The following is a 26047-nucleotide window of genomic DNA, read 5'->3' as shown; positions in this document are numbered from 1 at the left end:
GAACGAGCCGGTACAGGCCCGCAGCCTTACCGATCCTTTCCCGCGCCTCGCGCGGGAGACCGTTTTACTGGTCGCTCGAAGCGGACTGGAATGAATTGCCCAATTGAGTCTGATCGACCACCATGCTGTCCAACAGCCCCTTGAGCTTCACCGCCGCGCTCGAATAGCGGTCGGTGCCAAGGCCGTGCACTTCGTAACGCCCCGTAACGGCAATATGGTTGTGCATGAAAATCGTCAGATTGATCGTCGAAAGATAGGCCCGGCTTTCGTCGCTGAACGTCGGCTTGCCGAATTCGATCGATGCGTTATACACGAGCCGTCCTTCACAACTCACTGGCTCCGTTCCTGCGCCGTAAACATCTGAAGTCACGCCGCGCTGCGCTAGCACGAGCTGCAGTGATGGCACGAAGTCTCCCGACGTGACCATGGGATTGTTCTCGATGCAGATCGAACTGAGATTGACCGGCCGCCCCGACACGAATTTTGGCGAAGAGTAATTCGACGCGACCGCATAACCCGCCTGAATCACGGAGCCGGTCGCATCGGCCGCGGTGATGAGCGTCCATGCGCAGCCGTTGAGCGCGAGCGTCACGGCGCACGCGGCGCCGAATTTCACCGGGCGCGTCCTCGCACGGCTGACGGATGACACGATTTCATGTGGCATGGGAGCGGATACCCGATGCGTTGATGGGCTGCGCGGAACATGACACGTTCCCGGCAGGACTCGCCACGCATGATCGGTGCAAAGCAGTACGCGCGATGGCCGGGACATCGGTCAATGTTGAATGCCACTTTCCACTTCTTCAAAGACCTACCGTTCGGTAAGGGGTTGAACGACGCTCGCGCGCGCCTTTTCGACGCAGAGGCGCGCACGACAAGCGCTTTTCGACCTTCGCTCATTACCGCGCGCGGTGCGCGTGTAATGTTTCGTAAGTGCTCCTGCATTCTCCCCGCTGAGTGAGACATTGCGGATTCACTGCCGCGCTATCGTTCTCACTGCGGTTCTCACTGCGGCGCCTCGCGCGTTTGCGACGCCGGACGAGCCACGCGCTGTTCCTGTTTTTTCTTCTATTTCAACATCATCTTGGCTGCCATGAACCGAGAACCGAAAATCCGTCGCGCCCCCTTCTTCAAGCGCGGCCTGAACGCTGCTGCGATCGCGCTATTCGCGTCGCTCGCTGGCTCGCCGTTCGCGCATGCTGCAAGCTTTCACTGCCCGCATAACGCGTCCGCTTCCGAGCGGATCGTGTGCAACGATCCGACGCTCTCCGCGCTCGACGACAAACTGGCCGCGCTCTATCGCAGCGCCTTCGACGCGAGCACCGACACGACGGCGCTCGAAGCCGACCGCGTGAGCCAGTGGCAATGGCGCCAGCACAACTGCAAGGACAAGGCGTGCGTGACGGACTGGTACGACCGCCGCATCGCCGAACTCGAAGGCGATCTCAAGCATGGCAAGCAGGCTGCCGTGCGGCGCGTGAAGGAAGGCGTCGTCGACCAGCACCTGGCCCCGTCGGCACAGGACGCCGTGCTCGAAATGCACGGCATCCCACCTGCGCCGAAGGACGATAGCGCAGCGGCCGCATCTTCTGCGGACAGCGCGAAAAGTGTGAGTAAAGCGGGCGCGAAGGTTGCGACTAGCGAAGCCGATGCGTCGCTGCACTTGCAGAAGATGCCGAGCGGCGTGGCCGCCGACGCGCGCCAGACGCGGCTCGCGCAGACACAAGCACACGCCCATCGCCTGCCCCAAAGGGATGCTGCACCGACGGGCGACGTCTCGGCGATGACCGCGAAGATGGCTGGCGCCAACTCGGCGTTCGCCAAGGCGGCAGGCATGGCCTCCATCGATACACCGGCCGCGCAGCCCGCGAGCCCCGCGGCCAACGAAGCAGCCGCGAAGCCGGTGACGGACCAGACGAACGCACAGCAGGGCTTGAGCGCACTCAACTGCGCATCCGTCGCGTCGACGGAATCCGCGCACGCTACGCAGGCATCCGTCGAGCAAGGCACCGTCGCCGTGAAGTAAGAGGCCATGTAAGCTACGGCAAGAAATCTGCGGTCGCGCGCTGTTCTGCCGGTTGTCGATATCAAATAAAATACGCCGATGAGTCCACACGTTCTCATCGTCGACGACGATCCGGTCGTGCGCGATCTCCTCTCCAGCTTTCTTCGGGCCAACGGGTTCGAGGCCTCGGTCCTCCACGACGGCACACACCTCGGCGCCCGGCTGCAACGCGAGCGGCCATCGGTCGTCGTGCTCGACGTCATGATGCCGCGCACCGACGGCTTGCGCGCCCTCGCCGCGTTGCGCGCGCAAGGTGACGACATTCCGGTGATCTTCGCCTCCGCACGCGGCGCGGTGGCCGACCGCATTGCGGGTCTCACGCTGGGTGCGGACGACTACGTTGCCAAGCCCTTCGATCCCGAGGAATTGCTGCTGCGTATCCAGACCGTGCTGCGCCGGCGCAGCCACGGCCCCACAGGCGCACCCGTGGCGCGCGAACGCTACCGCTTCGGCGCCTTCGAGCTCGACTTCATGGCGCGCACGCTCGAACGCGACGGCAAGCGCGTGCCGCTGCGCAGCAGTGAGTTCGTGCTCCTAAAGATTTTCACGGAACATCCGTATCGCGTGCTTTCACGCGTGCTGATTCACGACCTGCTCCACGCAGACGGCCTCGAATTCAACGAGCGCAGCCTCGACGTACCGGTCTGGCGCCTGCGCCGCGTGATCGAAGACAATCCCGCGCAGCCGCGCTACGTGCAGACCCTGCGCGGCAAGGGCTACGTGTTCGTGCCGCAGAGCGGGGTCGGCATCGAAGGCGACGTCGACTATCTACCAGCAGACGACAGCGGCCGCAGCCCGAACGCGTAATGGCATGAACAATCCGTTGAATACGCTGTTCGGGCGCATGGCGCTGATGTCCGCGCTCCTGCTGTTCGCCATTCAGGCATGCTGGTTCATCGTGTTCGCGCCGCAGCCGCGCCGCCACGAAGTGGAAGGCTTCGAGCGCGGTCTGCTGCTCATGCTGCATGCCGCGACCAGCGGGGCGCCCGGTACGGCGACGAGCGCGGCGCCCAGCGCGCCCCCCAACGAAATGGACCTCGCGCCGGCCCTGCGCGTGCATCTCGTACCCACGTGGAACATGCCAGCCGACGTGCGGCTAGAGGTGCCCAAGCGCGAGCCGCTTGCCGACTTGCGCAAGCAGCTCCTGCGCGATTTGCCGCCCGGCACCGAGATTCTCGCCGACCTGCGCCATCGCGAAGCCCTCTGGGTGCGTTTTGCGGGCCAGCCCACGTGGATCGTCGCGCCCGTCGATCTGCCGCCGCCGCGCAACCTGCTGCCGCTGTTCGGTTCGATGCTGGCCATCTCGCTGCTTCTCGCGCTGCTCGCCATGTGGCAGATGCAGCGGCCGCTTTCCCTCGTGGCCCAGGCCGCGCGAGCGTTCGGCACCGGCCATCGTCCCGCGCCCGTCAAGCAGCACGGGCCGCGCGAATTGCGCGATCTGATCGGCTCGTTCAACGGCATGATGAAGCAGCTCAACGAAGCCGACGACGATCAGGCCGTCATGCTCGCGGGCGTCGCTCACGATCTGAAGTCGCCGCTCACACGTCTGAAGCTGCGTGCGAGCATGATGGGCTCGGAGCGCGAGCGCGAACAGCTCATCCGCGAAGTCGATTCGCTGAACGATATCGTCCAGCAGTTCCTGGAATTTGCCCGCCAGCGGCCCGAATCGGGTCCCGAGGTGGAAGTCGATGCGCTGTTGCGCGAGCAGTTCTTTTCCGATGCCGGCGACGACGACGATGCGCTCTTCAGGCTCGATCTGCGCGCAGGCTCGGCGTTCAGGCTGCCGCGCACGCTGCTCGACCGGCTCGTGTCGAATCTCGTCGATAATGCGCTCGAACATGGCGTGCCGCCCGTGGAAATGGCCACGCGCCGCGAAGGCGCGCAGTGGATCGTCGAAGTGCGCGATCATGGCCCCGGCATCCCCCCCGAGCGCGTGGCCGCAGCGCTCAAACCCTTCGTACGCCTTGACGAAGCGCGCGGCGGCGAAGGCCATTGCGGGCTGGGTCTCGCCATCGTGACGCGCCTCACGCGTAATCAGGGTGGCCGCTGCGAGCTGTCCAAGCACCCCGAAGGCGGGCTGCGCGTGCGCATCGCGCTGCCGGCCGATGCACGCGCCGCTGTGTAAGCCCGCTGGAATTACCTGTTGATTCAGCGCTGCGCGCCGCTCAGACCACGAGCCTGCCGCGCACACGATTCACCGTGTCGGACGCAAGGCCGAGACCCGCGGTGAGATACCGGTTGAGGTCGCCGTAGCTGCCCTGCACCGCGTCGAACGCGGCCTGCAGATAGCTGGCCTGCACGGGCGGCGTCAGATTGGCCGAATCCACACCCGTCGAGCGCCACGCATCGGTCAGCATGAAATCCTTCACGATGATTTCGAGCGGCACGTTTGCGATCAGCAGCAACAGGGCGCACGCCCAGCCCGCCACGTCCACGCCTGTGCCACCCGTGATCAGCAGCGGCCCCGGTGCATCCGCAATATGTTCGAGCAGCGCGCCGTAGATCGAGCATTGCGTGCGGCCTGTCACGAGCGTGCGCCAATGCATTTGCATCGCCGCAACGAGTTCGCCGGGCAGCATGCCCCCGAACGACGGCGGCTCGAGCGTGCCCAGCACATTGAGCGCGAGGTAACTGGCGGTGCTAGGCGTTACGTCCGGCGCCGCGTCGATCTCAGCAGGCGTGCGCAGATCGTAGATGTTGGACAGCGCCATGCGCTCGAGCGTCGCGGCGTCGGCGGCGCTCGGCGTGAGCGCGTCGGAGCGGTAAATCAAGGCGCGGCGCACGTGCGCGCCGTCGCTCGTCGAGTAGCCAGGCGCAGCCCCGCCCAGATCGCGGAAGTTCGCGACGGAGCCGATCACCGGCGTGGGCGCATCCTGCGCGCCGTCGCCTCCCGTGTATTCGCCGCCACACGCACTCAACAACGTGCTCGCGCAACCGCTCAGCGCGAGCAGGCTCACCGTGCCCTTGAGCAGCGCGCGGCGCGGCGGGTTGTCGAGCGCGCCGCCGCCACTGCGGTTGAAGTTGCCGGTCGCGGCCACGGGCAAACGCTTACGCGCCTGCGCGAACGAAGAAGTGTAGGCGGAGAAAGGCAAATTCATCGGTGGGCGGCTTATGTAGGGAACCCGCAGTTCGCGCGGGCCGCTGCAACGTCGCGTCGCATGCGTTCGGAAAGGGCGCAGTTTACCGGCAGATGCGCCTGAAAAGGTAAAAGCGCAAAACACCGTAATAATTTTTTCCGAATCACGGGGCATTGCGCACCGATATCTTCGTCGGTTTCTACTTATATTCTTACTGCACCTTTCCATTTACATCAGACAGGTAATTCTCGTGATAATACGCGCTTATTTGCCGTTTCAAGCCATGCCTGAATATCGGCTGCGCGAGGCATTTTCTTTATAGATCCTTCAAGTTCTTTCCAAATATTATTCTTGACGCTCTTTGTCGCGCTTTTATAATCGCCCGTGAATTCAGGCATTCGCCTGTACCACCGTGGCGGTCATCCGCTGCCCCTCGGAGTACCACGTCATGTACAAAGGCAGTGTGACCGAAGAAGCGCGTGAAGTGCTGCGCGCAATCGAGTTGATTCAGCTGGGCGCACGCATGCCTGTGCTCGAAAAAGAACTGACGCTTTCGCGCAATCGTTTGATCAGGCTTTATCGGGAACTCAAGAACGCTTCGCCGCCCAAGGGCATGCTGCCGTTTTCGGCAGACTGGTATTTCACGTGGCTGCCGAACATTCATGCGTCGCTCTTCTACAACATCTATCTGTTCCTTACGGATAGAGCAAAATGCAGCCGGCTCGATGCCCTCACGCGTGCATACCGCCTTTATCTCGAGCACTGCGAGAGCGCCGAAACCGAACGCGTGCTGAGCTTCACCCGGGCGTGGACCCTGCTGCGCTTCTTCGAAGGCGGCCTGCTTACGCTGTCGAGCTGCACTGTTTGCTCCGGCCGTTTCGTGCGCCACGTGCGCGACGCACACAAACCCGCCGCCTGCTGCATTTGCATGCCGCCCGCGCGCGCCGGCATGACGCGCGCCGCACGCGCGAGCCGCACGACGCAAACCAATACCCCGGCGGCGACCTCCGCCACGCGAGGCCGCGCCGCAGCAGCGCTGGGCGAACTCTCGGGCACCATGCGCGCCACGCTCGCCGAAGTCACGCGCGCTCTCGATCCAAAGCGTTCCGCGAACCGCCTGCGCCTCGTCGCTTCGGTTCCCGTCTAGGTTAAAGCGGCACGTTCCTACGTAACATCCTCATCGCGCTCTGCATCCGCCTTCAGAGCGCGAATATCGCACGCACAAATCCGGCAGATTGCTTTGTGGTCCTGATGAGCGTGCTGATTCTGTCGAAGCTCGCATTGCTGCGCCGCCAGCTCGATGGCGTGTGAGTGGGCGGCCTGCCAGATCTCCCAGGCGATCTGCGCGCCGCTGTGCGAATAATCGTCGTTTTGATCGCGCTCGAGCGCATCGGGCAGGCGCGTGTGGACTTGCAAATAGTGCGTGCGATAAAGCGCCTCGAAAATCTCGCGGCGTGACGGGCGCTTCAAGCTCGCCTCTTCGAAAACGTGACCGGATTTGTGAGGCGCAGAGACTTCATCCACATGCGACGTCGAGGCGTACTTCTTCTTACGGGTGGGGAGGATCACGTATTCGTCGCGCGGCAACACGCAAACGACGTTGCGGACATCGATATTGTCGCAGGCTGGGCAAAAGAATTGGCCGCGGAATATCGCGAATTTTTCTGCGTTATTCGTGAGTCGTTTCTGCATCGGACCTGCGAATATTGCAGGCATAAGAAAGTCGAAAGGAGTCGACCATGCAAATCGGGGCGGCGACACAGTTCGCCAACAGCAGCGCCAACACGAACTCACTCCGTGCGGGCGCGGCTTCAGACCAGGCAGAACAGGACGGCACGCAGTCGAGCGACGCATCGACGAATGTCGCGCCGTCCACATCGCAGGACGATGCCGTGCAGATTTCGCCGCAAGGCTATGCGGCCGCATCGACCGACGGTACCGCGGACAGCCGTGACGACGCGGCCGTCGTGAGCGATGCAACCGATGCGAGCGACACGAGCGATGCCGGCGATGCCACCGACACGAGCGACGCAACCGACGCGACATCGACGCCGGCCAACGCGCAGCCCGTGAAATCGCTCGTCTATGGCGCGCTAGGCCTCGAGCGTCCCGACGCGCCCGCCGACCCGAACCACACCTATACGTTTGGGCGTTGGATCGCGGCGGGCATTACACTGGGCGGCATCATTTCGCTGTTTATCTGAGTGCGCTGCGCCGCAATCCGGCGCGCATAATGTTTCGGAGACCCAATGATATGGGGGGAAAGTTCGGCTATTATCACTGCCGGCAAGACCTTCAACCCATAACTTACACGAGGTCCACCCATGGCTCTCAGCGCCGTTGCCGCTTCGCAAGCCGTTCCGCTCGCCGCCATCGCTGCCGCGGCCGTCGCGCTCGTCAAGGGCGGCCCCAGGCAGCCCGCGCCGCTCGAATCGATCAACGCGCCGTTCAAGGAGGTCGACTTTTCCGACCTTCATGCATTGTGCCGTTATACGGCGCGAGACGGGGCGTCGCTCGCGTGGCGCGCCTACCTGCCGCAGGCGGGCGCGCCGCAAGCGTGTGTCGTGCTCATCCACGGATCGTCGGCAAGCAGCGCGAGCCTTCACCCGCTTGCGCGCCAGTTCGCCGCCGCGGGCTACGCGGCCTGCGTGCCCGATATGCGCGGCCACGGGGAATCAGGACGCAAGGGCACGATTGCCTACATCGGCCAGCTCGAAGACGACCTCGAAGATCTGCTCGCCGCACTCCCGGACGAGCTGGCCGCGCTGCACAGAACGCTGATCGGTTTCTCGTCGGGCGGCGGCTTTGCGCTGCGCTTTGCAGGCGACGCACGTCAGCGTCTGTTCGAGCGTTACGTGCTGCTCGCGCCCTTCCTGCACCATAAGGCGCGCACCACGCGCAATGAGGTCGGCGGCTGGGTGTCGGTCGGCATACCGCGCCTCATCGTGCTCGCCATGCTCAACGGACTGCGCATCCGCGTCTTCAATCATCTGCCGACGATCGCCTATGCGCTCGCGCCCGAGGTCCGCGACGAGCTCACGCCGCAGTATTCGTTCAACCTGATGCGGAATTTCCGCCCGCACGACGACTACCGCGCGGACATACGTGGCGCGCAGCAGCCGCTGCACGTGCTGGCCGGCGCCGACGACGAAGTTTTTCTCGCCCACGAATACGCGGCGGCGTTCGAGGAAGCGGGCGCACACGTGCCGGTCACGATCGTGCCCGGCGTTGGGCACATCGGCTTGACACTCGATGCCACTGCAATCGACACGATCATAGGCTGCGTGAAGGCATAAAGCACATAAGGCCGGGCGCCACTCGCCGGCGCTTCGACTGTCCGTATCCGCCAAACTGGCGGAATCCGCCGATTGATCTTCGCCGCGAAGTGGCCCATATTCGAATGAGTGCGTAAATCAGGCACCGATTTTGCGGCAATTCGTCAATCGAAGCGAAAAGCGCGCTCCTCCCATGCTCAACGCCCCTGGTCACGACGATTACGATCCGTCGGAGTGCCCCTACTGCGGGACCAGGTTCAATGCGCCGCTCGCACTCTGCCCCCAATGCGGAGCGAATCAACAGGCCGCTGCCGCCCGTATCGCAGCCGCGAGCGAAGGCCTGCCGGACGAACGCGCGCACGGGGCAGCCGGGCGCCTGCGTACGAACCTGGGCGCCCTGCCGGGCGCCCTTGGCGGCGATCGAGCCTACGACGGCGAGTACCCTTCGATCGACGAGGAACACGTCGCCGAGCCCAAGCGGCTGGCGCGCTATGTCTGGGCGGGTTTCGGCGCGCTCGCGATCGCGCTCGCCGGCCTTGCGTTCCTGCATCGCAGCGAATGGGAGCCGAAGCTCGGCGCACAGGTGGTCGTGGGGTCCGTGATCGGGTCGAAGGGCATACAAGACGGACGGGGCACTATGGGCACCCTCGCCGCGCTGCCTGACCGGCGGCCCACCGTCCTGCCGCGAGCGAACGCGGCCCAGCGCCACGTCGCCCAGGAGAATGCGCCGACCGTCTCACGACCGGCCGCCGCGCCGCGCTATGCGAGTGCGCATCCCGACGTCACGAGCAATCTGGCCAGCGCGCGTCTGAATCTCGACAAGAACAACCTCTGGCCCGCACGCAGGGCGCTCACGAGTGCGCTCGCCGTGGAGCCCGGCAACCCTGAAGCGCAGCAGCTCCAGGCCGACCTCGTCGCGCGCGAGCAGCGGCGCGACGCGTTGATCGGCGAGGCGCGGCAATGCGAGCACGAGCGCCAATGGGCCTGTGTGCGGCAAGACGCCGGGCACGCGATGGAAGTCGACGCATCAAGCCGCGAAGCGAGGCACCTGCTCACGCTCGCCACCACCGCGCACCGGCCGGCCGCCGGCAAGCGCAATGGCCGTACATGGCCCTGGGAGAGCCAGTATGCCCAGGCAGGCGACAGCCGCTCTCGCCAGGATCCCCTCTTCTGGCATCACTGATCCACCCCCTCAAGCAGTACTTGCAGACGATTTGTGAACGATGAATAATATTGAACTTCGTTCAATATTATCGTCCGCATGTCCCCGCCCACGCCCGCTCCCCCAGGCCGCCGCGACCGCAAACGTCTGCAGACCCTGGAACATCTCGCGCGAACCGCTGCCGCGCTCTTCGAAGCTCACGGTTACGAACCGGTGACCATGGAGCAGATCGCCGCCGCCGCGGACGTGGCCAAGGGCACGCTGTACAACCATTTTCCGGTGAAAGAGGCGGTGCTCGCCCATTGGCTGCATCTAGAACTGGCGGCGAATCTCGCGGCGCTGCACGCCAGGCTCGAACATACTCCGGGCTTCGCCGCGGGCGCGCGGCTCGTGCTCGATCATTCCGCGAGCTGGTGCGAGGCGCACCCAGACTATCTCGCGCCTTACCTGCGATTTCGCTTTCTCGGCATCGGCATGGAGCCTTCGCCGTCGCGGGACAGCGAGCAGCTCGGCGACATCGCCGATACCTTTGCCTGGCTCGTCCGCCGCGCGCAGGTGCAAGGCGAACTGCGCGACGATCTCGATGCGGCGCGGCTCGCCCTCTCGTTCCACCACCTCTACCTCGGCGCCATGCTGCGCTGGCTCGCCGAACCGCGCCTGAAGCTGCGCAAGGAGTTTGCCGCTGCGGTCGATTTGTTCCTGCATGGCTCAGCACTTCCCGCGCAAGCGGCCAGAACCGCACCCCGGAAGGCCGCGCTGAAATCGAGGAGAAAGGTCCCATGAAGCTACTGATCGCGACCTACGGCACTGAAGGCGATGCGCGCCCGTTCGCCGCGCTGTGCCGCGGCTTGATGGACGCCGGGCACGAAGCGCGCCTGCTCGCCGATGCAGCGACGCTTGGCAGCGCCCACGCACTGGGCGTGCCGGCCACGGCGCTGGCCGGCGACATTCGCGGCATGCTTCGCCCGGACCGCGCGATCGCGGGCGTCGTCGCGAAGGGTGGCGGCTTCAACGAGACCGCACGCGCGCTCGCGAAGATCGCTAACGAAAACGCGCAGTCGTGGATGCGCACCATCGTCGAGGCGGGCGAGGGTTGCGATGCGATTCTGGTTGCCGGGCTGGCCGCGTTCGTCGGGCTTTCCGCGGCGGAGTATCTCGGCGCGAAAGGCATCGGCTCGGGCATGATCCCGATCACGCCGACGGCGGCCTTTCCCTCGCCGTTCTTGCCGCCCAGGTGGGTGCCGCGCGCGCTCAACCGCGCCAGCCACGGCCTGGTGAACGGCCTGCTCTGGAAGGCGTTCCGCGACAGGACCAACGCGGCACGCGCAATGCTCGGCCTGCCGCCGCGCAAGGCGGTATGGAAAGACCACCCGATGGTTTATGGCGTCTCGCGAGGCCTGCTCGCCGCGCCTGCCGACTGGCCCGGCAACGCTCATCTCTGCGGACAGTGGCTGGCGCCGAGTCCGGCATGGACGCCACCCGCTGCGCTGACGCGCTTTCTCGCCGAGGGAGACGCGCCCGTCTACATCGGCTTTGGCAGCATGACGGGCTTCGACAATGCGCGGCTGCTCAATGCCCTCATCGAAGCGATGCAGGGCCGGCGCGCACTCTTCTACCCGGGCTGGAGCGGCATCGATCCGAAGGGGCTTCCTGAAAACTTTTTCGTCGTCGGCGACACGCCGCACGACTGGGTGCTCCCGCGCACCGCCGCCGTGATTCATCATGGCGGCTCGGGTACTTCGCACTCCGCAACACGTGCAGGGGTGCCTTCCATCGTGACGCCGTTCGCGGGCGACCAGTTCTTCTGGGCGGAGCGTCTGCGCCAGGCGGGCGTGGCCCCGCCGGCAGTCGACGGACGCAAGCCCACTGCCCGCGCGTTCGCGAACGCACTGGACTTCGCCGCCAGCGAAACAGTGCGACGCCGCGCCCGCGCCCTGGGCGAAACGATGCGTGCGGAGAATGGCGTGGCGAACGCGGTGGCCGCCCTCGAGCGCATTGTCGCGGTGGATGTGCGCGAGGGCGCGTGAAGTCAGCCGGTCAGCGAAGCTGCGATGGCTTTCCTGAACGGCACTAGTTTCGAAGCCGCGCGCAGCATAAAGTCGCGTGCCAGTTTCGCGGGCGCGGTGTTGTTCGTATAGACGTCGGTGATGAACCGGGTCGCGAGAAAGAGCGGCCGGGTCGCGCGGCGGTGCTGGGTTTCATAGCGCTGCAAGACCGAGGGAGCCGCGATATCGAAGCCGCTTTTGTGCGCCTCGATGATTCGGTTACCTAAGGTTTCCACGCCGAGCAGACCGAAATTGAACCCATGCGCGGTCACCGGATGCATGCCCACCGCGGCGTCGCCCACGGCCGCGAAGCGTTTTCCGACGAAGCGCTCCGGATAGACGGCCACGAGCGGATACACATGCCGCGTGCTCGCCAGCCTCATCGCGCCCAGCCTGTGCATGAAACGATCCTCGATATGGCGCGCGAATGCGTCGGGCGCAAGCGCGGCGATCTCGTTCACGTGGCCCACGGGCAGCGTGAGTACGACCGACGACTGATGCGCGTTCGTCGAGCGCTCCGCGTTCATCGGCAGCAACGCCAGCGTCTGATCGTAGCCGAACCATTCCCACGCTGCGTGCTCGTGAGGCGCTTCGTGCGTCATGCGGCAAACCAGCATCGCCTTGCCGAAATCGTGCATGTCGGCGGAAATGCCCATCATCTTGCGCGTGGACGAGAAGCGGCTGTCCGCAGCGACGATCAACTTCGCCGAGAGCGTCTCGCCGCTCTCCAGTGCCACGCTCGCCAGAGCGTCATCGGCTTTCACAGCGCTGACCTTTTGCGCCGCAAGCAGCGTCACGTCGCCATGCTCCGCTGTGCTTTGCCGCAGCGCCTCGTAGGCGGCCTTGCGAATCAGGTGATTGGAGACGAGCCAGCCCAGTTCCGTGTGGCGGCTCAGGTCGTGCCCGATCTCGAGCGCACCCGGCGAGGGACCATTGAACACTCTGGCGCTGCGAAGCGGCGCACGCGCGTGCGGGTCGATGAGATCCCAAAGCCCGAACCTGCGCATCGCGCGCACCGACTTCTGGGTCAGCGCGATCTCGCGCCCGTCGAACTGCGGCTCGCTGATGTCGGCAAGGCTCTGCTGCTCGACCATGATGAGCTTGAGGCCAACGCCACTGAGCGAGCGCGCAAGACACAGCCCCACCGGCCCGGCGCCCACGATTACGATATCTGCTTGCATGAATCCAACGATTGGAATGTGACTCAAACAACCTGGTGGACGTGATCGGCCTTCGCGATGCTGCGTTCGCGCTGTGCTTCGACCATCAGCGCGTCCATCGACTTCACGTGCCAGGCGAACCATTCAAGCAGTTCGCCCACCAGTTGCCGCCCCGTGTCGAAGCGCCCCTCGTCGGCAACTTGCCTGCGCACCTCGCCGGCCACGTTGAGCACGTGCCGATGCTGGCTCCCATGGCAATGGCGCGGACTAAAGTTCATTTCCTCCATCCACGCTTCTTCGCGCGCGAAATGCTGCTTCGTATGCGCCGCCCACGCGTCGAACGCGCCGAGCCAGGTTTCGTCGCTCGCGCGCGCGAGCGCGTCGAGGAGCGCGACGAATTCGGCATGCATCGTATCGGTCATGGGTTCGCCCAGCTGCAGCTCGGGTGCGAGTGTTGGTGAAGTGCGCGGCGCGGGAAAATGCATGAAGGGAGTGACTGCGCTCAGGAACGGTCTGAAAAGCCCTCTCGGGCAATTTTCCAAGATACCGAGGCGCGTGGAATTTCGCGCTGATTTTTAGCAAACGTCGCACGATGGTCAGTGAGGCCGATGGACGCGGCTGAGCGCGTGCAGGCACAGCGATCAGACGAAAAGAAACATCGATTCCGGCGCAGCGCGGGGAGCGCGGGCCGCAAACGTGGAAGGATGCGAAGAAAGGTGCCGCAGACGCGAAAACACGAAGCCGCGCAGCGCGCGGCTCAAACTAGTTCGGCGAGATTGACGAGGGCGCGGTCGCCGTCGGATTGTGCTTCGTCTTCGGCGTGGAACGTCTTCTCGCTGTACGCGATGACCTTGAACCCGCCGCCTGCCGAACGCTCTATGGTGATACCCCAGTGCCAGCCGCCTTCCTGTTCGAATACGTGCAGCCTCGGACTCGATGGTTGGCTCGGCGATTGAAAAATATTCATGTGAAGCCTCCCGTAGTGGGAATATCGTCTCCGACGATTGCCTGGATAAGAATCAGTCTAAAAATCTCCTTGCTGCGACGCAATACGGAATTACGTGGACGTGAGAACCCTGAGGCGTTGCGCATTATTCGAGAATTACCCTGGTTATTATTCGCCGCTCGGCAAACGTAAATGCCGCCAGCAACGCGCCTATCCCAAACTTCGAGACAGCGAGAGCCCGATGACTACCGTAACGAATGCCGCGACGCATGCCGCGTCCCCGTATCAGCTCGATCTTTCGCGGCATGCCCGCCGCGCACTGCTGGAAGGGCCAACGCCGATCCAGGCATTGCCGCGTCTAAGCGACGAACTTGGGGGCGTGAATGTCTATGTCAAGCGCGACGATCTAACCGGCCTCGGCGGCGGCGGCAACAAGCTGCGCAAGCTGGAATTCCTGGTGGGCGAAGCGCTGGCTGCGGGCGCGGACACCATCATCACTGTAGGCCCGCGCCAGTCGAACCATGCGCGCTTGACGGCGGCTGCGGCGGCGCAAGCAGGCTTGCAGTGTGAACTCGTGCTTACACGGGCCGTGCCGCGCGACGACTTCGAGTATCTGCAGAACGGCAACATCCTGCTCGACGACCTGCTCGGCGCACACGTGCACGACCTGCCCGGCACGGCCAACGCCCAGGAGTTCGCCCAGGCGCGCGCCGACGAGTTGCGCGCACAGGGCCGCAAGGTCTACGTCTGCCCGCTGGGCGGGTCGAGCCCGGTGGGATGTCTGGGCTATGCGGCGTGCGCGGCGGAGATCATGACGCAGGCCTGCTCGCAGGGATTGAGCTTTGCGCGCGTCATCGTCCCCAATGGCAGCGGCGGCATGCATGCGGGGCTCGCCGCAGGCTTTGCGGCGCTGGGTATCGATCCGAGTCTCGTGCTCGCGTATACCGTCCTGGCGAAGGTTGAGCAGGCCCACGCCGCAACGCTCGAAAAGGCCGGCAAGACGCTCGAACTGATCGATCCGGCGCGGCGCATCGAGGGCCGCTCGATCGTGATCGACGAAGCCCAGCTCGGCGAAGGCTACGGCATTCCCACCGACGCGATGCGCGAAACCGTGCGGCTCGTCGCTTCGAAAGAAGGCCTGCTTATCGACCCCGTGTACGGCGGCAAGGCATTCGCGGGTCTCGTGCACGCCGCGCGATCGGGGCGCCTTGCACGCGGCGAGAACGTCCTGTTCATCATGACCGGCGGCTTGCCGGGTCTGTTTGCTTATCGCAGTGCATTCTGATGCGTCGCGCGCCGCATTCTAGAATCGTCGAACTGAACGACGAGGGAGTCCACGATGACCGATGACGAACGTGCCATTCGAGAGCTGGTGCAAACCTGGATGGAGGCCAGCCGCGCCGGCGACACGGCCAAAGTCCTGAGCCTGATGACCGACGACGTGGTGTTCACGGTGCCCGGCCAGGAGCCGTTCGGCAAGGCCGAGTTCGCGGCGGCCTCGCAAGCGCAGCAAGACATGCGCATAGAGGGCACGGCTGAGATCGTGGAACTTCAGGTGCTGGGCGATTGGGCCTTTCTGCGCAATCGCATCGACATCTCGATCACGCCGCCGGGCGCGCCCCAGCCCATACAGCGTGCAGGTTACACGCTCACGCTGGTGCGCAAGGACGCGAGCGGACGCTGGCTGCTCGCGCGTGACGCCAATCTCGTGGCGCCGAAGGCGTAAATCCCCCGCCGCGAACGCGGTCGGCGCCGCGACAAACCACGATCCTGCCGCCGCGCTCCAGGCCGCCGGCGGCGCGAGCGCACCCGCTTGCTTTCACCGCTGAAAGAGAACAGCCCCGCGCGACAGGCCTCGCCGCGTTGCGCCCCTTTTTAGAATCAGAAAAGCTTATCGATTCCTTCAGTTTATTGAGTTTCCCTTAATCGTTCGGTTGCGGCAAAGTGACGCCCATACGCTCGGAGCCACTCCTTGAACCAACGCATCGATCCCTGCCTACTTGCTGCGCCCGACCTGTCGTACGCTACGTTGCACTCGGGCATTGCCCTGCCGTTCCTCGAGCGCGGCGATGGCGAGCCGCTGCTGTTCGTCCACGGATCGCTCTGCGATTACCGCTACTGGATGCCGCAGCTCAACGGGCTGTCGGAGCATTTCCGCTGCATCGCGCCGAGCCTGAGCCACTACTGGCCCGCGGCGGACGCCTGCATCCAGGGCGATTTCGGCTGGGAGAGCCACGTGAGCGAGCTGGCCGATTTCATCGCCGCGCTGGGTCTCGAATCGGTGCACCTCGTGGGTCATTCGCGGGGCGGCTGCGTTGCATGGCATCTGGCGCGCCGCTATCCGCGCCTCGTACGCACGCTGGTGCTGGCCGACCCGGGCGGCCCGCTCTCGCGCGTGGACGACGACGAAGCCGCGCTGCCCCCCGCCACCAACGCGCTGCGCACGCGCGCGGCCAACCTCATCCATGCCGGCGAAGTCGAAGCGGGACTCGAATTGTTCGTCGACTCCGTGAGCGTGCCCGGCGCCTGGAAGAAAGGCTCGGCGGCGTTTCGCCAGATGGCCATCGCCAACGCCACGACGCTGCCCAAGCAGTTGCAGGACCCGCTGCCGCCGTATGCGCCGCGCGCCGCCGGCGAGATCAAGTGCCGCACGCTGCTGATCGACGGTCAGCGCAGCCCGCTCATGTTCCGCAACAACGTCGAAGCGCTGGACGAGTGGATCGAGTTCGCACGGCGCGTCACGATCAAGGGCGCCACGCACGGCATGAACGGTACGCACCCCGACCTCTTCAACACTCACGTCCATACCTTCATCACGCAAGGATGAGACTTTAGTCACGGCCCGGTTGATATGTCGCCTGTGGTCGAGGCGACTCAACCGTTGGCCGCAATTCCAGCCGCACCGGCATGCGGTTCGGCACCATCGCGAACGCCGTGATTTCCTCGATCGTCGAAGGTTCCTGCGCCCACTGTTCGAGCACGCGATGCAGCTTGGGCGCGTTCAGTTGATGCAGATTGCCGATGAGCGGCAAGCCGCGCGGACACGGCAGGTCGCGCACCCGGCGCAGACGCTGGGCGGAGGAGGGCGGCGGCGTCCATGGCGCGACGGCGGCGTGACCGTACTCAGTCGAGCGACATGCCTAGCTCGGCGGCCATGCGCGCGACGAGCGTTTGCAGGCGTGCGACTTCGTCAGCGAGGCGCTGCTGTTCGGCGCGCACCGCCTCGAAGTCCGCGAGCGAGACGCTCTCGCCGGCCTCCTCGCGCGCTCCTGGCGCGATGGTCCCCGCAGCGACGAAACTCGCCGTGTTGACCTCGCCGCACAGCAAATGCATCCAGCGGCTTTCGCGCTCGCCCGGCGCGCGCGGCAGCTTCACGACGAGCGGCGGCTCGCGTTCGGCCAGTTCTTCGAGGAAGCCTTCGACCGACGAGACATCGGCGAATCCGTGCAGGCGCGACGAGTTCAGGCGCAATTCCGCCGCCGTCTGCGCGCCGCGCAGCAGCAGCACGGTCAGGAGCGCCACGGCCTGGCTCGGCACGCCGAGCACGCGGTTCAGGTTGTGCTCGAAGCGCGGCACGCGGCTGCTGCTAGCTTCGAACACGAGGCTCAGCAGTTTGAGGTCTTCGATGGCGGCCAGCACATCGGCTTCGCTCACGTTCATGACCGGGGTGCGCGCGGTCTTCTGGTTGCAGCCGAGCGTGAGCGCGTTGAGCGAGAGCGGATAAGTGTCGGGCACCGTGTGCTGCTTTTCGACCAGCACGCCGACGATACGCGCCTCGATCGGCGAGAGCGCGCGCAAGGCGCGCGGCGAGGAAGCATCGGCAGGAGAATTCATGGGCAGATCAGTCCGCTGTGTTTCGGTTGGAATCAGGCGTTCGATCATACGCGCGCCGGGCTTCCCGCAGAAGTCACGCGCCGCTCGGCCAGCGATCAGCCCGCGATCAGCTTCAGCCCCGCCGGGAGCGCCTCGCCGAATACCCGGCCCGTGTCCGCCGTGTCGAGCGCGACGACCTCGCGCACCATCGTCACCCACGCAGGCGGCGCGTTCGCCGACTCCATCCGGCGCACAACGGTCTCGCGCAACTCGATGGGCAGGTCGCGCGAACGGTCGCCGGTCATGCGCGCGATTTGCGCGGCGGCGAACATCGCCGGTTCGATCTTCTTCCAGTCGAGCGCGAGAATCGCGTCGAGCCAAAGCGCGGCGGTGTGCGGCGGCACCACGCCGTGCGCGCTGCCGTAGAACGGCTGGCGCGCGCCGATGCGGCCCACGGCCCACCACGTCTGATGATTCTCGGTAGGCTTCTGCAGCCGCTGCAACAGCCGCTCGCCGATCTCGATCTTGCGCTCGGCCGCAATCTGCTCGAGCGACGCATAGAGCCGGATCATGTCCGGCACGCCGAGCTTCGCGGTGTCGAAGGGCAGCTTGTGGCGCTTCGCGCCGGCCGCCTCTTCGAGGTACGTCATCGCCTCCAGCACCTCGTGCTGCTGCGCCTCGTTCAGGCCGCCCGCCGCGCGCCGCCAGAGCGTCCACCACTCCGACCACACCTGGCCTTCGCCCACGAACTGGATGCCGTCGTCGAACAGCGTCCAGAGCTGCTCGACGCGCCATTCGTCCAGCGGATAGCCGAAGCCCGGACGCACGCAGAAGCCCGCAAGGTTCAGCCACAGGCGTTCGTGATCGGCGGAGCGCCGGCGCTTGCCCGCGCGTTCCCAGAGCGCGCCGAACAGCTCGCGCAGCAGCGGGCCGTCCCAGTTCTGGCGCGGCCCGAGCCGCTCTTCCAGATGCGCGCGCAAGCGCTTCACTTCCTTCGCGTCGATCTTGGCGGAGCGCGCGCCGAACACGCGTTCGATCGACTCGATGGCTTCGTCGAGGCCCGCATGGCGCGACTCGCCGCTCCCACCCCCTGCACCGCCCTCGTGCTCCGCACGGCGCAGCGCGAATTCGAGCAGCCAGCGCTGCGAGGCGTCGTCAGTGGCGATGCAGTGCATCTCCAGCGTGCCGACTTCGGTGAGCGCGGTCGTGAGCTTCACGGGACGCTCGCGCGCCGTCTTTGCATCGCCGCCTGCGGGCACGACGGCCGCGAGCGGCGGCAGGCGCACGAAGTCGGCCGCCGCGAGGTCGGCCAACTCGCCGGGTTGCCACGCGGTATTTGCCACCGTCGATGCGAGGTGGAACTGCACGGGCTGGCCCAGCTGCAGTGCGAACGTGCGGTCGTCCAGATGCAGTTCGCGGCCCTCCTCCGTGCCGCGCGGCAGGACGCACACGCCGCGCGCAGCGGCATCGGCTGCCGCGCCTTCGTCGAGCACGAGAAAGTAGCTGCGCGGCGAGCCGCCGCCAATGCGCGGCGCGTTGCCGGCCCGCGCAAGCGCATAGGCGACCGCGCCGCGTGCGACGGCCACGTCGGGCTGATCGTTCTGCAGTACGTTGAGCGGCGCGCCGCGCCACGTGCCTAGCGTATCGGCCAGACGCTGCGCAAGCGAGCGGGCGCGGAACACGCCGCCGTTGAGCAGCAGCGCGTCGGGCATGGGCAGCGCGGCTTCCGGTTCACCGGCAGCACCAGGAGACCCAAGCGCCTCGCGCGACCGCGCCGCGAAGCGCTGCAAGAACGCCGCGATATGGCGCGTGATGGCCGGATCGGCGGCATAGGGCAAGCCGAACTCGACGATCGCCGCGCGCGAGCGGCGCGGCAGGTCGCTGGCAGTGCCCATAGGGAAGAAGCCGTCCACCACGATCTGCGCGACTTCCTCGCGGCCGAGCTGCGTGGTGCGCGCGCCGCCCACCAGACGCGCACCCGCGCCGAGCAGGGTGATCGGCACGGATTCGGGCGCGCTCGCGTCGAGCAACTGCTCCTTAGCGACGCGGCAGCGCTCCACGAGCTGCGAAAGGCTCGCGGCGCTCAGGCGCGTTTGCGCGTTCGCGAGCCGGCTTTCGGCCAGATGCGCGAGCGCGAGATCCATGTTGTCGCCGCCGAGCATCAGATGATTGCCCACGCCAATGCGCGTGAGCTGCGGCTCGCCGCCCTCGAACTGCACCTTGATGAGCGTGAGGTCGGTCGTGCCGCCGCCCACGTCGCACACGAGCACGAGGCGCGACGCGCCCAGCTCCGCGTCGAGCGCCGCGCGATGGTGGTACAGCCAGTCGTAGAAAGCGGCCTGCGGTTCTTCGAGCAGACGCAGCGCGGGCAATTTCGCCATGCGCGCCGCTTCGAGCGTGAGCGCACGCGCGCCGTCGTCGAACGAGGCGGGCACGGTGAGCACCACGTCCTGATCTTCGAGCGGCGCATGCGGGAAACGATGGTTCCACGCGGCGCGCACGTGCGCGAGATAGCTCGCGCTCGCGGTCACCGGCGAGACCTTGGCGACGTCGTCGGGCGCGCCCCACGGCAGGATCGGCGCGAGGCGGTCCACCGCGGCGTGCGAGAGCCAGCTTTTCGCGCTCGCGACGAGCCGGCCGGGCACCTGCGCGCCGAGCGCGCGCGCGAGTCGACCGATGACGGCGTCGTCGCCCGGTGAAGGCGCGCTCCACGGCAAGCGCAGATCGCCCGCCGCAAGCTCGCCCGCCGCCGGGTGATAACGCGCGGAAGGCAGCATCTTTTCCGCGCCCACTTCCCCGAGGCCGGTGAGCTGCTCCACGTCGAACACGCGGATGGCGTCGCCGCCTGCCTCCACGTACGCCACGACGGTATTGCTCGTCCCCAGGTCGATGCCGACGACGTATGGCTTCATCGTGCTCAGCCGCCTGCTCCGCCGCGCACGTCGAACTCGACCTTCCAACGCTCGTTCGTGCCGCTCGGCATGGCCTCAAGCTCCAGCGTGCCCGCCTCCGTCACGCGCGCGTGCAGCTTCACGGGCACGACCTCGCCGGGCGTGCGGCCTTCGGTCGGCAGCGTCGCCTGGATTTCCTCCAGCTCCTGCAATTCTTCGGGCGACCAGTAGTCGAGCATCGTGCCGACCTGATCCAGGCGCCGCACCGAAGAGCCGAAGAAACGGAAGTGCACCGGCTCGCCCACGACGAGGCCGAATTCCTGCGGCGGCAGCGCCGCCTCGGTGCCCTCTTCCATGCCAAAGGGCGCGACGCAGAGCGCCGACACGGGCGGCTCGAGCCCCGGCACCGCCGGCATGGCCGATTCGACGGCCACGTAATACGCGCGCGCCGTGCCGCCCCGAATGCGCACGCCCTTGCCGCGCTTCACGTAGCCGTAATAGGCCGCGCCGCGCGCCACCGCGAGGTCGAGGTCGGCGCCGCCGAGCAGACGCGCGCTCGCCGCGCCCTCGGCCGCGAGCCAGCCGTTGAGAATATCGAGGACACGTTGCGAGAGCAGCGCCGACTTGAACACGCCGCCGTTGAAAAGGACCGCCGTGGGGTGGAGGAAGGTCGCGCCTGCGGGCGGCGCGCCAAAGCCTTCGAGTTCCGAGAGCGCCTGCACCTGGCGGCCGAGGAAGGCTGCGAGATGGCGCGTGACGCCCGCGTCCTGCGCGTACGGCAGGCCAAGCTGCGTGAGACCCACGCGCGTGCGCACGGCGGGACGCGCGGCGGCGTCCACCTGCGGGAAGAAGCCTTCGAGAATGATCTGCGTGAGTTCGGTGCGCGTGAGTTCCGTGCGGATCGAACCGCCGATCAGCTTCGAGCCGCGGCTCGGCACGACGATCGGCACCGTATCGACAGAGGCGTCGCTTAGCAGCGTTTCCTTGGCCGAGCGGCACGCGTAGGTCAGCGCGCGCAGCTGCCACGGATCGGCCTGCGTGCCCTGGGTCGCGAGCTTGCGCGCGACCACGTGCGCGAGCGCGAGGTCCATGTTGTCGCCGCCGAGCAGAATGTGCTCGCCCACGGCCACGCGGTGCAGTTCGAGATTGCCTTCGCGCTCGACCACGGCGATCAGCGAAAGATCGGTCGTGCCGCCGCCCACATCCACGACGAGGATGATGTCGCCGACCTTCACTTCCTTGCGCCACGCGCCGGCGCTTTTCTGGATCCAGCTATAGAGCGCCGCTTGCGGCTCTTCCAGCAGCGTCATGTTAGCGTAGCCGGCGGTCTGCGCAGCCTCGGCCGTCAGCTCGCGCGCGGCGGGGTCGAACGAGGCCGGAATCGTAACGGTGATCTCCTGCTCGCCGAACGGCGCCTCCGGGTGCGCGTGGTCCCAGGCCTCGCGCAGGTGCGTGAGATAGCGCACCGAGCTTTCGAGCGGCGACACGCGCGTGACCTCGGGCGGCGCGTCGTTGGGCAGAATGGCCGCGCGGCGATCCACGCCGGGGTGGCACAGCCAGCTCTTCGCGCTCGACACGAGGCGGATCGGCGTGCCCGCGCCCCGGCTGCGTGCAAGCTCGCCCACGGCGTACTCGCGCGTGGTGGTCCACGGCAGCGTGAGGTCGCCCGGCGTCAGCTCGCCCGCATGCGGCAAGTAGAGAAACGAAGGCAGCAGGTCGGGCGATTCCAGCGTGCCCGGCGCCGTAAGCTGGGTCACGTTGAGCACGCCCTGCTGGGTCTTTTCGCCATCGCTGGCGCTGAGGTCGACGTAGGACAGCGCGCAATGCGTCGTGCCCAGGTCGACGCCAATCGAATAACGCGGATCGCTCACAGCTCCACCTCCGCCGGCGCGATGATGCGCGCGTCGTGCGTCTTGACGAGTTGCGGCAGCTTGACCTCCTCGACGCGCCAGCCGCGATGCGTAAGGCTCCCGCTGAACGGCGCCTCGCCCACCACGTTGCCGGTGAGGCGCACGGCGGCGGCGTCGAAGCCGGCCGGCAGCGTCACGCGCGAGCCTTCGGACTCGCTGCGCACCGGGCGGATCGCGAAATGGTCGCGCAGCGTGGCGCGGCAGCCTTCGTGGACGATTCGGGCGGCGGCGCCGATATCCGCATCGGCATAGCCGGCAATGTCTTCCTCGACGAAATCGACGAAGCGCGCGTTGCGCTGGAGCAGGCCGAGCAACTGGAGCGCGGCGTCGGGCGTGGCTTCCTTGATGACGGTGGGCGCGGGTGCAGGTGCGGGTGCGGGCGCCGGCTTCGCAACCGGAGCCGCGGCGGGCGCAGGCGCAGCGGTGGCGGGTGCAAACCCGCCTTCACGCAGACGGCGCACGTTGGCGGCGAGCTCGCCGTCGCCGAGGATCGCGAAGAACGATCCCAGCGCGACCGAAAGGCGGCCGAAGAAAGACAGATTCGTTTCGGGCATGTAGACGACTCCAATATCGCTTGAGGGCTCGCAGACAAGGCGAGCCGACCTGCCGGGCTCGCAACGAGGCCCGATCGATGCCTGGAAGGAGGCGGCCGGCAGGGGAAATTGAGCCCGGCGCGGGCTCAAAACCCGTATTTTGCCTTGTCGCGGGCGCAAGCCGGTCAAAATGCGGATTTGGCGAGGGAATGGCGCGCCCGGCGGCGGGCGCGGGGCGTTGCGGCGGGCGGGGCAGCGCGGCTGAACCTCGGTGGTCACTGGCTGAACGCTGTGCCCCTAAAAAGGGCGGCAAGGCAGATGAACTGGGGCGCGCATGGCGACTTGCGCAAGCGCCAACAGGCCTGCGCCGCCCCCGTGATTCGCTTTCAAGCCCCGGCGCTTTCAGGGAAAGATGGGCGTCGTCGCTTCCGCGCCTTCCACGTCGGCACGCGGAACGTGTTGCGCGATGTTCGCCTCGATCTCCGCTTCGCGCGAGCCGGGCACATCGGCCATGACCAGCAGCTGACCCTCTTCGATCGGCACGTGAAAGCGCGAGAGCCGCGTGTTCGGTTCGTCCACTCCGATCATGCCGGCCACCCACGCGCCGAATATCATGCCCGCGAGGGTCAGCGCGACGACCACCCCGCCCGTGATATCGAAGTTCTCAGGCGGAAATATCAGCGCGACGAGTCCGACGATCGCGCCGGTCGCTGCGCCGAACATCACGCCGCGCTCCAGCGCGTGCACCACGTCACTGCGCTGCAGCAGCGAGGCCTCGGGCAAACGTTCGAGCCCCACGCTGTGATTGGCGAGGACGTGAATATGACGCCACGTGATGCGCGCGCGCAGCAGATCGTCGACGATCGCCTGCGCCGTGGTGGTGTCGGGAGCGAGGAAATAGAGGCGTCTCATGATGGCCCTCCTTCCGTCATGCGGCGAACCGCTTGCAACCGGCTCGTCGCCACATGACTACGATGCGATTTCGATCATCCTACGCCTGAGTTCCCCTCAGCGCGACAGCCTGGCGTGGGTTTGCGCGACAACCCACGCGCATCGAGACACCTAGATCTCGACGCGCGCACCGACCTCGATCACGCGATTGGCCGGCAGCTTGAAGAACGCGGCGATATTGCCGACGTTGTGCAGCATCACCGCAAAAAGGCGCTCGCGCCAGAGCGCCATGCCATGGCCGCGCTTCGGCACCACCACGGCGCGGCTGAGGAACCACGACGTCTCGTCGAGATCGAACGTCAACTCCGCGGACTTATAGGCGGCGAGCGTGCATGGCAAGTCCACCTCGTCCTTGAATCCGTAATTGACGACGACGCAGTAGCAGCCCGGACATAGCAGTTCGACCATCACGCGCTCGCTCTCGGCCACCCATGGCACATCTTTCGTCCTCACGCTCAGGAATACTACGCGTTCGTGCAACACCCGGTTGTGCCGCAAGTTGTTGACGAGCGCGTGCGGTACGGCGTCGGCGTTCGGCGTGAGGAAGATCGCCGTGCCGCCCACGCGCACCGGCGAGCTCTCGAGCAGCGTCGCGAGATAGGGCTTGAGGGGCTTCTTGCCGGCGCGCACGCGCGCCTCGGCCGCCATCATTTCCCAGCCCTTGCCCCAGGTCGCCATGACCGTGAACATCAGTCCGCCGATCACGAGCGGGAACCAGCCGCCGTCCACGATCTTGAGCAGATTGGCCGAGAAGAACATGGCGTCGATCGCGAAGAAGAAAGCCGTGGCGAACACGCATAACGCCCAGTTGTAGTGCCACGCATAACGCACGACGAAGAACGTGAGGAACGTCGTGATGAGCATCGTGCCGGTCACGGCGATGCCGTAAGCGGAGCCGAGCGCCGTGGACGACCGGAAGCCCACCACCGCCGCGACCACGGCGACGAGCAGGATCCAGTTGATCCCGGGCACGTAGATCTGTCCGATTTCGCGCTCCGAGGTGTGCACGATATTCATGCGCGGCAGGAAGGAGAGTTGCATGGCCTGCATCGCCATGGAATACGTGCCTGAAATCACGGCCTGCGAGGCGATGACCGTGGCGACGGTCGCAAGCACGATCATCGGCACGATCGACCATTGCGGGAAGAGCCGGTAGAACGGGTTTTGCACTGCGCCGGGATTGGCCAGCAGCAGCGCGCCCTGCCCGAGGTAATTGAGCGCGAGCGCTGGAAACACCATGCCGAACCACGTGAGGCGAATAGGCTGCTTGCCGAAGTGGCCCATGTCTGCATAGAGCGCCTCGGCGCCGGTAAGCGAAAGCACGACCGCGCCCAGGGCGACGAAGGCGAGCCAGCGGTGATGCAGACAAAACGCGATGCCTTCGCGCGGATCGAGCGCGAACAGCACGGCCGGCGCGGAGAGGATGTTGGCCACACCCGCCGCGGCGATCACGATGAACCACAGCACCATCACCGGACCGAACACGGCGCCGATGCCACCCGTGCCGTGCTTTTGCGTGACGAACAGCACGATGATCGCCGTAAGCGTCACCGGAATCACGTAGGTCTTGAGCGCGGGCTCGGCGACTTCGAGGCCTTCCACGGCGCTCAGCACCGAGATGGCCGGCGTGATCACGCTGTCGCCGAAAAAGAGCGCCGCGCCCATCACGCCGATCACGAGCAGCGTGGCACGCAGATGCGGCCGCGACGCGACCGAGGAAGCCGCTAGCGCGAGCAGCGCCATGATGCCGCCCTCGCCGTGATTGTTCGCTCGCAGGATGAGCGCCACATATTTGAGCGAGACGACGATCATCAGCGACCAGAAGATCAGCGAGACGATGCCTACGATATTGAAAGCATTGAGCGCGAGGCCGTTGCCGGGATCGAACACAGTGGCAAGCGTGTAGAGCGGGCTCGTGCCGATGTCACCGTAGACCACGCCGAGCGCGGCCAGTGCGAGCGCGGGAAGCGCGGGGCGATGCGGGCCGGAGTCGCCAAGGCGCCCGTGCGCGGGCGCCGCGGATGCGGATTGTCCCATGTCTCCCTCCTGGTGGTGCCGCATGCGTGCCGGGGGGCCGCGCGGCCGTGTCGCTTCGTATTGGCGAGGCTGCCTCATCGGGCACACTAGTCGAAGTATAGGAACTTGGCGCGAAAATGCGCTTTGCGTGGCGCGCAACGGCTACAGCGCCGTGGGAGGCGCCGCGCCTTCGCAAAACTGTC

General features: G+C 66.1%; 25 protein-coding genes and 1 pseudogene. 12 read left to right on the top strand and 14 right to left on the bottom strand.

Features of this window, described 5'->3' with window-relative positions; genetic code table 11:
* Positions 1-64: 64 nt before the first annotated feature.
* The gene (locus tag M3I53_RS25420; RefSeq protein WP_302057839.1) at positions 65-664 is read right to left on the bottom strand and encodes a hypothetical protein; all 600 of its coding nucleotides are present in this window, start codon (positions 662-664) and stop codon (positions 65-67) included.
* Positions 665-1093: 429 nt separating this feature from the next.
* Here M3I53_RS25420 and M3I53_RS25415 point away from each other — a divergent pair, with 429 nt between their 5' ends.
* The 3 genes from M3I53_RS25415 (at position 1094) to M3I53_RS25405 (ending at position 4190) form a co-directional block, all read left to right on the top strand.
* Positions 1094-2026, top strand: coding sequence for a lysozyme inhibitor LprI family protein (locus tag M3I53_RS25415; protein WP_254318595.1), 933 nt, complete (start codon positions 1094-1096; stop codon positions 2024-2026).
* A 78-nt stretch (positions 2027-2104) separates the two neighbouring features.
* Positions 2105-2872, top strand: a complete 768-nt coding sequence (locus M3I53_RS25410) for a response regulator (protein WP_254318594.1) — start codon at positions 2105-2107, stop codon at positions 2870-2872.
* Positions 2873-2876: 4 nt separating this feature from the next.
* On the top strand, positions 2877-4190 hold the full coding sequence (locus tag M3I53_RS25405) for an ATP-binding protein (protein WP_254318593.1): 1314 nt from the start codon (positions 2877-2879) through the stop codon (positions 4188-4190).
* A gap of 40 nt (positions 4191-4230) precedes the next feature.
* Here the strand turns inward: M3I53_RS25405 and M3I53_RS25400 are convergent, their stop codons facing one another.
* Both M3I53_RS25400 and M3I53_RS25395 read right to left on the bottom strand, forming a co-directional pair.
* On the bottom strand, positions 4231-5163 hold the full coding sequence (locus tag M3I53_RS25400) for a tyrosine-protein phosphatase (RefSeq protein ID WP_254318592.1): 933 nt from the start codon (positions 5161-5163) through the stop codon (positions 4231-4233).
* 212 nt (positions 5164-5375) lie between these two features.
* Positions 5376-5540, bottom strand: coding sequence for a hypothetical protein (locus tag M3I53_RS25395; protein WP_254318591.1), 165 nt, complete (start codon positions 5538-5540; stop codon positions 5376-5378).
* Positions 5541-5590: 50 nt separating this feature from the next.
* On the opposite strand from M3I53_RS25395, the pseudogene flhC reads away from it, so the two are divergent.
* Positions 5591-6118, top strand: a pseudogene (gene flhC / locus M3I53_RS25390) (flagellar transcriptional regulator FlhC); the annotation flags it as partial.
* A gap of 188 nt (positions 6119-6306) precedes the next feature.
* Here flhC and M3I53_RS25385 read toward each other — a convergent pair.
* Positions 6307-6834, bottom strand: coding sequence for a hypothetical protein (locus M3I53_RS25385; RefSeq protein WP_254318589.1), 528 nt, complete (start codon positions 6832-6834; stop codon positions 6307-6309).
* A gap of 47 nt (positions 6835-6881) precedes the next feature.
* On the opposite strand from M3I53_RS25385, the gene M3I53_RS25380 reads away from it, so the two are divergent.
* The 5 genes from M3I53_RS25380 (at position 6882) to M3I53_RS25360 (ending at position 11606) form a co-directional block, all read left to right on the top strand.
* The gene (locus M3I53_RS25380; protein WP_254318588.1) at positions 6882-7346 is read left to right on the top strand and encodes a hypothetical protein; all 465 of its coding nucleotides are present in this window, start codon (positions 6882-6884) and stop codon (positions 7344-7346) included.
* Positions 7347-7466: 120 nt separating this feature from the next.
* On the top strand, positions 7467-8438 hold the full coding sequence (locus M3I53_RS25375; RefSeq protein ID WP_254318587.1) for an alpha/beta hydrolase: 972 nt from the start codon (positions 7467-7469) through the stop codon (positions 8436-8438).
* Between the two features lie 172 nt (positions 8439-8610).
* Positions 8611-9600 carry a hypothetical protein gene (locus tag M3I53_RS25370; protein ID WP_254318586.1) on the top strand — a complete coding sequence of 330 codons (990 nt, stop codon included), beginning with the start codon at positions 8611-8613 and terminating at the stop codon, positions 9598-9600.
* Between the two features lie 78 nt (positions 9601-9678).
* Complete coding sequence (locus M3I53_RS25365) at positions 9679-10362, top strand: TetR/AcrR family transcriptional regulator (protein ID WP_254318585.1); 684 nt, start codon at positions 9679-9681, stop codon at positions 10360-10362.
* Positions 10359-11606, top strand: a complete 1248-nt coding sequence (locus M3I53_RS25360) for a glycosyltransferase (RefSeq protein WP_254318584.1) — start codon at positions 10359-10361, stop codon at positions 11604-11606. Before M3I53_RS25365 ends, M3I53_RS25360 begins: the two co-directional genes overlap by 4 nt.
* Positions 11607-11608: 2 nt before the next feature.
* On the opposite strand, the gene ubiM is transcribed toward M3I53_RS25360, so the two are convergent.
* The 3 genes from ubiM to M3I53_RS25345 all read right to left on the bottom strand — a co-directional run bounded on the left by ubiM (position 11609) and on the right by M3I53_RS25345 (position 13751).
* The gene (gene ubiM, locus M3I53_RS25355; RefSeq protein ID WP_254318583.1) at positions 11609-12805 is read right to left on the bottom strand and encodes a 5-demethoxyubiquinol-8 5-hydroxylase UbiM; all 1197 of its coding nucleotides are present in this window, start codon (positions 12803-12805) and stop codon (positions 11609-11611) included.
* Between the two features lie 23 nt (positions 12806-12828).
* Positions 12829-13269, bottom strand: coding sequence for a hemerythrin domain-containing protein (locus M3I53_RS25350; protein WP_302057838.1), 441 nt, complete (start codon positions 13267-13269; stop codon positions 12829-12831).
* Positions 13270-13541: 272 nt separating this feature from the next.
* Complete coding sequence (locus tag M3I53_RS25345) at positions 13542-13751, bottom strand: hypothetical protein (RefSeq protein ID WP_254318581.1); 210 nt, start codon at positions 13749-13751, stop codon at positions 13542-13544.
* A 220-nt stretch (positions 13752-13971) separates the two neighbouring features.
* On the opposite strand from M3I53_RS25345, the gene M3I53_RS25340 reads away from it, so the two are divergent.
* The 3 genes from M3I53_RS25340 to M3I53_RS25330 all read left to right on the top strand — a co-directional run bounded on the left by M3I53_RS25340 (position 13972) and on the right by M3I53_RS25330 (position 16557).
* Positions 13972-15015, top strand: coding sequence for a D-cysteine desulfhydrase family protein (locus tag M3I53_RS25340; RefSeq protein ID WP_254318580.1), 1044 nt, complete (start codon positions 13972-13974; stop codon positions 15013-15015).
* Positions 15016-15069: 54 nt separating this feature from the next.
* Complete coding sequence (locus M3I53_RS25335) at positions 15070-15456, top strand: SgcJ/EcaC family oxidoreductase (protein ID WP_254318579.1); 387 nt, start codon at positions 15070-15072, stop codon at positions 15454-15456.
* Between the two features lie 246 nt (positions 15457-15702).
* Positions 15703-16557 carry an alpha/beta fold hydrolase gene (locus M3I53_RS25330; protein ID WP_254318578.1) on the top strand — a complete coding sequence of 285 codons (855 nt, stop codon included), beginning with the start codon at positions 15703-15705 and terminating at the stop codon, positions 16555-16557.
* Positions 16558-16561: 4 nt separating this feature from the next.
* Here M3I53_RS25330 and M3I53_RS25325 read toward each other — a convergent pair whose 3' ends face one another.
* From M3I53_RS25325 to M3I53_RS25295, 7 genes are all read right to left on the bottom strand, one after another.
* Positions 16562-16789: a hypothetical protein gene (locus M3I53_RS25325; protein ID WP_254318577.1), complete on the bottom strand. Its 228-nt coding sequence runs from the start codon at positions 16787-16789 to the stop codon at positions 16562-16564.
* A gap of 64 nt (positions 16790-16853) precedes the next feature.
* A complete protein-coding gene (locus M3I53_RS25320) occupies positions 16854-17564 on the bottom strand; it encodes a YceH family protein (RefSeq protein WP_254318576.1) in 711 nt (236 codons plus the stop codon).
* 95 nt (positions 17565-17659) lie between these two features.
* On the bottom strand, positions 17660-20455 hold the full coding sequence (locus M3I53_RS25315; protein WP_254318575.1) for an Hsp70 family protein: 2796 nt from the start codon (positions 20453-20455) through the stop codon (positions 17660-17662).
* A 5-nt stretch (positions 20456-20460) separates the two neighbouring features.
* Positions 20461-22305, bottom strand: a complete 1845-nt coding sequence (locus M3I53_RS25310) for an Hsp70 family protein (RefSeq protein WP_254318574.1) — start codon at positions 22303-22305, stop codon at positions 20461-20463.
* Entirely contained in the window at positions 22302-22898 is a 597-nt protein-coding gene (locus M3I53_RS25305) for a DUF2760 domain-containing protein (protein ID WP_254318573.1), read from the bottom strand. The genes M3I53_RS25310 and M3I53_RS25305 overlap by 4 nt, the downstream gene beginning before the upstream one ends.
* 381 nt (positions 22899-23279) lie before the next feature.
* Entirely contained in the window at positions 23280-23789 is a 510-nt protein-coding gene (locus M3I53_RS25300) for a DUF1269 domain-containing protein (protein WP_254318572.1), read from the bottom strand.
* A gap of 150 nt (positions 23790-23939) precedes the next feature.
* The gene (locus M3I53_RS25295; protein WP_254318571.1) at positions 23940-25865 is read right to left on the bottom strand and encodes a potassium transporter Kup; all 1926 of its coding nucleotides are present in this window, start codon (positions 25863-25865) and stop codon (positions 23940-23942) included.
* Positions 25866-26047: the final 182 nt, after the last annotated feature.

This window comes from Paraburkholderia sp. CNPSo 3272, assembly GCF_024206495.1.
Classification (GTDB): domain Bacteria; phylum Pseudomonadota; class Gammaproteobacteria; order Burkholderiales; family Burkholderiaceae; genus Paraburkholderia.
The sequence above is the reverse complement of the archived record's forward strand: the minus strand, read 5'-3'. Positions and strand labels throughout refer to the sequence as shown.

What these genes read in the sequence shown, in the direction of transcription:
- M3I53_RS25420 (WP_302057839.1), bottom strand. Translation starts at nt 664, where the DNA reads ATGCCACATGAAATCGTGTCATCCGTCAGCCGTGCGAGGACGCGCCCG.
- M3I53_RS25415 (WP_254318595.1), top strand. Translation starts at nt 1,094, where the DNA reads ATGAACCGAGAACCGAAAATCCGTCGCGCCCCCTTCTTCAAGCGCGGC.
- M3I53_RS25410 (WP_254318594.1), top strand. Translation starts at nt 2,105, where the DNA reads ATGAGTCCACACGTTCTCATCGTCGACGACGATCCGGTCGTGCGCGAT.
- M3I53_RS25405 (WP_254318593.1), top strand. Translation starts at nt 2,877, where the DNA reads ATGAACAATCCGTTGAATACGCTGTTCGGGCGCATGGCGCTGATGTCC.
- M3I53_RS25400 (WP_254318592.1), bottom strand. Translation starts at nt 5,163, where the DNA reads ATGAATTTGCCTTTCTCCGCCTACACTTCTTCGTTCGCGCAGGCGCGT.
- M3I53_RS25395 (WP_254318591.1), bottom strand. Translation starts at nt 5,540, where the DNA reads ATGCCTGAATTCACGGGCGATTATAAAAGCGCGACAAAGAGCGTCAAG.
- M3I53_RS25385 (WP_254318589.1), bottom strand. Translation starts at nt 6,834, where the DNA reads ATGCAGAAACGACTCACGAATAACGCAGAAAAATTCGCGATATTCCGC.
- M3I53_RS25380 (WP_254318588.1), top strand. Translation starts at nt 6,882, where the DNA reads ATGCAAATCGGGGCGGCGACACAGTTCGCCAACAGCAGCGCCAACACG.
- M3I53_RS25375 (WP_254318587.1), top strand. Translation starts at nt 7,467, where the DNA reads ATGGCTCTCAGCGCCGTTGCCGCTTCGCAAGCCGTTCCGCTCGCCGCC.
- M3I53_RS25370 (WP_254318586.1), top strand. Translation starts at nt 8,611, where the DNA reads ATGCTCAACGCCCCTGGTCACGACGATTACGATCCGTCGGAGTGCCCC.
- M3I53_RS25365 (WP_254318585.1), top strand. Translation starts at nt 9,679, where the DNA reads ATGTCCCCGCCCACGCCCGCTCCCCCAGGCCGCCGCGACCGCAAACGT.
- M3I53_RS25360 (WP_254318584.1), top strand. Translation starts at nt 10,359, where the DNA reads ATGAAGCTACTGATCGCGACCTACGGCACTGAAGGCGATGCGCGCCCG.
- ubiM (WP_254318583.1), bottom strand. Translation starts at nt 12,805, where the DNA reads ATGCAAGCAGATATCGTAATCGTGGGCGCCGGGCCGGTGGGGCTGTGT.
- M3I53_RS25350 (WP_302057838.1), bottom strand. Translation starts at nt 13,269, where the DNA reads ATGCATTTTCCCGCGCCGCGCACTTCACCAACACTCGCACCCGAGCTG.
- M3I53_RS25345 (WP_254318581.1), bottom strand. Translation starts at nt 13,751, where the DNA reads ATGAATATTTTTCAATCGCCGAGCCAACCATCGAGTCCGAGGCTGCAC.
- M3I53_RS25340 (WP_254318580.1), top strand. Translation starts at nt 13,972, where the DNA reads ATGACTACCGTAACGAATGCCGCGACGCATGCCGCGTCCCCGTATCAG.
- M3I53_RS25335 (WP_254318579.1), top strand. Translation starts at nt 15,070, where the DNA reads ATGACCGATGACGAACGTGCCATTCGAGAGCTGGTGCAAACCTGGATG.
- M3I53_RS25320 (WP_254318576.1), bottom strand. Translation starts at nt 17,564, where the DNA reads ATGAATTCTCCTGCCGATGCTTCCTCGCCGCGCGCCTTGCGCGCGCTC.
- M3I53_RS25315 (WP_254318575.1), bottom strand. Translation starts at nt 20,455, where the DNA reads ATGAAGCCATACGTCGTCGGCATCGACCTGGGGACGAGCAATACCGTC.
- M3I53_RS25305 (WP_254318573.1), bottom strand. Translation starts at nt 22,898, where the DNA reads ATGCCCGAAACGAATCTGTCTTTCTTCGGCCGCCTTTCGGTCGCGCTG.
- M3I53_RS25300 (WP_254318572.1), bottom strand. Translation starts at nt 23,789, where the DNA reads ATGAGACGCCTCTATTTCCTCGCTCCCGACACCACCACGGCGCAGGCG.
- M3I53_RS25295 (WP_254318571.1), bottom strand. Translation starts at nt 25,865, where the DNA reads ATGGGACAATCCGCATCCGCGGCGCCCGCGCACGGGCGCCTTGGCGAC.